Origin of the sequence: Pseudochelatococcus contaminans (assembly GCF_014195635.1) — a bacterium.
In the GTDB taxonomy this organism is placed as follows: domain Bacteria; phylum Pseudomonadota; class Alphaproteobacteria; order Rhizobiales; family Beijerinckiaceae; genus Pseudochelatococcus; species Pseudochelatococcus contaminans.
In genome coordinates, this window is sequence record NZ_JACICC010000034.1 from 2,501 (window position 1) to 5,573 (window position 3,073).

A 3,073-nucleotide genomic window follows, 5' to 3' on the forward strand; every position below is an offset into this window, starting at 1 on the left:
TAAGTCGCTGACCCATTATACAAAAGGTACGCAGTCACCCAGGACGAACCTTGGGCTCCTACTGTTTGTAGGCGTCCGGTTTCAGGAACTATTTCACTCCCCTCGTCGGGGTGCTTTTCACCTTTCCCTCACGGTACTTGTTCGCTATCGGTCGCTGAGGAGTACTTAGGCTTGGAGGGTGGTCCCCCCATGTTCAGACAGGATTGCACGTGTCCCGCCCTACTCAAGGATTTCGTTGATATGTACCCGTACGGGGCTGTCACCCATTAAAGCCGACTGTTCCAAGTCGTTCCGGTTATATCAAAAAAACCACTGGCCTGATCCGCGTTCGCTCGCCACTACTAGCGGAGTCTCTGTTGATGTCCTTTCCTCCGGGTACTTAGATGTTTCAGTTCCCCGGGTTCGCCTCTAAACCCTATGAATTCAGGTTCAGATACCTTCATAGTGATAGCTGTAAGTCCAAAACCACCGGACCCTTGCGGAACCAGTGAACTTCCTGTGCGGAAGCGGATGTCACCATCCTGTTTCGGATTTACAGCTATCGAAGGTGGGTTGCCCCATTCGGAAATCCTCGGATCAAAGCTTGTTCGCAGCTCCCCAAGGCTTATCGCAGCGTACCACGTCCTTCATCGCCTCTCAGCGCCAAGGCATCCACCGAACGCCCTTTTGGCACTTGATCGCTCTCATGATCAATGTCCACCTCGCATCCAAACAAATGAATGCAAAGCAGAAAATGTCAGAAAGACCTTTATGCTTGCCGAACACACCTTCATCCAACTCTTTTTGACCGATCCGCTATTGATCCCGTTTGTGGCAAAACGAACGGGAAACGGACCGAAAGAGCATTCAGAAGAATGCGTTCACTCTTTACAATGACAAAGAACCGCGCAAACCAACCATCCCACGCTATCGGGGATTAAATCGGCCGCAAAACTCTTATAATGACATGAACACGCGAAAGATCGATGCAAAACCCGGACTCGACGCCAAGTTCAGAAGAAATGGTGGAGCCAGACGGGATCGAACCGACGACCTCCTGAATGCAAATCAGGCGCTCTCCCAGCTGAGCTATGGCCCCATTCCTGCGGCATGCATCAGCCAGATCGCCCTACCCAGGGACATTTCCTTCAACAAAAAGGAAATGGTGGGCCTGGGACGACTCGAACGTCCGACCTCACCCTTATCAGGGGTGCGCTCTAACCACCTGAGCTACAGGCCCGTCAATCAGCCTCACGACCGATAACAAACCCTGCATAGCGCGTGTTCACTCGAATTGGAAGAGAAACGAAGACGGCGTCTTTTTCCGCCAAAGCGAAGCTGTCATAAGACGCTTCATGTGTTCCAAGTGTTTCGAGAGATCGTTCAAAATAAACGATGCTGAAGAAACATCCTTAGAAAGGAGGTGATCCAGCCGCAGGTTCCCCTACGGCTACCTTGTTACGACTTCACCCCAGTCGCTGACCCTACCGTGGTCGCCTGCCTCCTTGCGGTCAGCGCAGCGCCGTCGGGTAGAACCAACTCCCATGGTGTGACGGGCGGTGTGTACAAGGCCCGGGAACGTATTCACCGCAGCATGCTGATCTGCGATTACTAGCGATTCCGCCTTCATGCACTCGAGTTGCAGAGTACAATCTGAACTGAGACGGTTTTTAGGGATTAGCTGAAGGTCGCCCTTTCGCTGCCCTCTGTCACCGCCATTGTAGCACGTGTGTAGCCCAGCCCGTAAGGGCCATGAGGACTTGACGTCATCCCCACCTTCCTCCGGCTTATCACCGGCAGTATCCCTAGAGTGCCCAACTTAATGATGGCAACTAGGGACGAGGGTTGCGCTCGTTGCGGGACTTAACCCAACATCTCACGACACGAGCTGACGACAGCCATGCAGCACCTGTCTCCGCGTCCCCGAAGGGAACCATGAATCTCTCCATGTAGCACGGGATGTCAAGAGCTGGTAAGGTTCTGCGCGTTGCTTCGAATTAAACCACATGCTCCACCGCTTGTGCGGGCCCCCGTCAATTCCTTTGAGTTTTAATCTTGCGACCGTACTCCCCAGGCGGGATGCTTAATGTGTTGACTGCGCCACTGAAGAGCATGCTCCCCAACAGCTGGCATCCATCGTTTACGGCGTGGACTACCAGGGTATCTAATCCTGTTTGCTCCCCACGCTTTCGCGCCTCAGCGTCAGATATGGACCAGTAAGTCGCCTTCGCCACCGGTGTTCTTGCGAATATCTACGAATTTCACCTCTACACTCGCAATTCCACTTACCTCTTCCAATCTCAAGACAACCAGTATCAAGGGCAATTCCGAGGTTGAGCCCCGGGATTTCACCCCTGACTTAATCGTCCGCCTACGCGCCCTTTACGCCCAGTGATTCCGAACAACGCTAGCCCCCTTCGTATTACCGCGGCTGCTGGCACGAAGTTAGCCGGGGCTTATTCTTCCGGTACAGTCATTATCTTCCCGGATAAAAGAGCTTTACAACCCTAAGGCCTTCATCACTCACGCGGCATGGCTGGATCAGGGTTGCCCCCATTGTCCAATATTCCCCACTGCTGCCTCCCGTAGGAGTCTGGGCCGTGTCTCAGTCCCAGTGTGGCTGATCATCCTCTCAGACCAGCTACTGATCGTCGCCTTGGTGAGCCATTACCTCACCAACTAGCTAATCAGACGCGGGCCGATCTCTCTGCGATAAATCTTTCCCCAAAAGGGCGTATCCGGTATTAGCTCACGTTTCCATGAGTTATTCCGAACAAAGAGGTACGTTCCCACGTGTTACTCACCCGTCTGCCACTCCCCCCGAAAGGGGCGTTCGACTTGCATGTGTTAAGCCTGCCGCCAGCGTTCGTTCTGAGCCAGGATCAAACTCTCAAGTTAAAGAGTAAAATCCCGAACAGATCACTACGATATAAAATTGACGGTATATCCAACAATCCAGCCTTCACAGACCAAACCATCAGATCATCAAATCGTAGAAATCGTCGCTATTTCTCATACTCCCAACCATCTCTGGTCAGGACGCAGGAAAAAAACGCCGCCTACGATTCTCTTCCAATCCAAATTGTCAAAGAAC

Annotated in this window: 2 tRNA genes and 2 rRNA genes (1 of these 4 only partly in view); all 4 read right to left on the bottom strand. The window is 52.6% G+C overall.

Annotation, left to right across the window (positions count from 1 at the left end):
* Positions 1-679: ribosomal RNA gene (locus FHS81_RS18390) — 23S ribosomal RNA — on the bottom strand; it reaches 2,168 nt to the left of the window's first position.
* Positions 680-1,002: 323 nt separating this feature from the next.
* Positions 1,003-1,078, bottom strand: a tRNA-Ala gene (locus FHS81_RS18395).
* A 64-nt stretch (positions 1,079-1,142) separates the two neighbouring features.
* A tRNA-Ile gene (locus FHS81_RS18400) sits at positions 1,143-1,219 on the bottom strand.
* A gap of 176 nt (positions 1,220-1,395) precedes the next feature.
* Positions 1,396-2,877: ribosomal RNA gene (locus tag FHS81_RS18405) — 16S ribosomal RNA — on the bottom strand.
* The 16S and 23S rRNA genes sit together here with 2 tRNA genes alongside, the layout of an rRNA operon.
* Between the last annotated feature and the right edge of the window lie 196 nt (positions 2,878-3,073).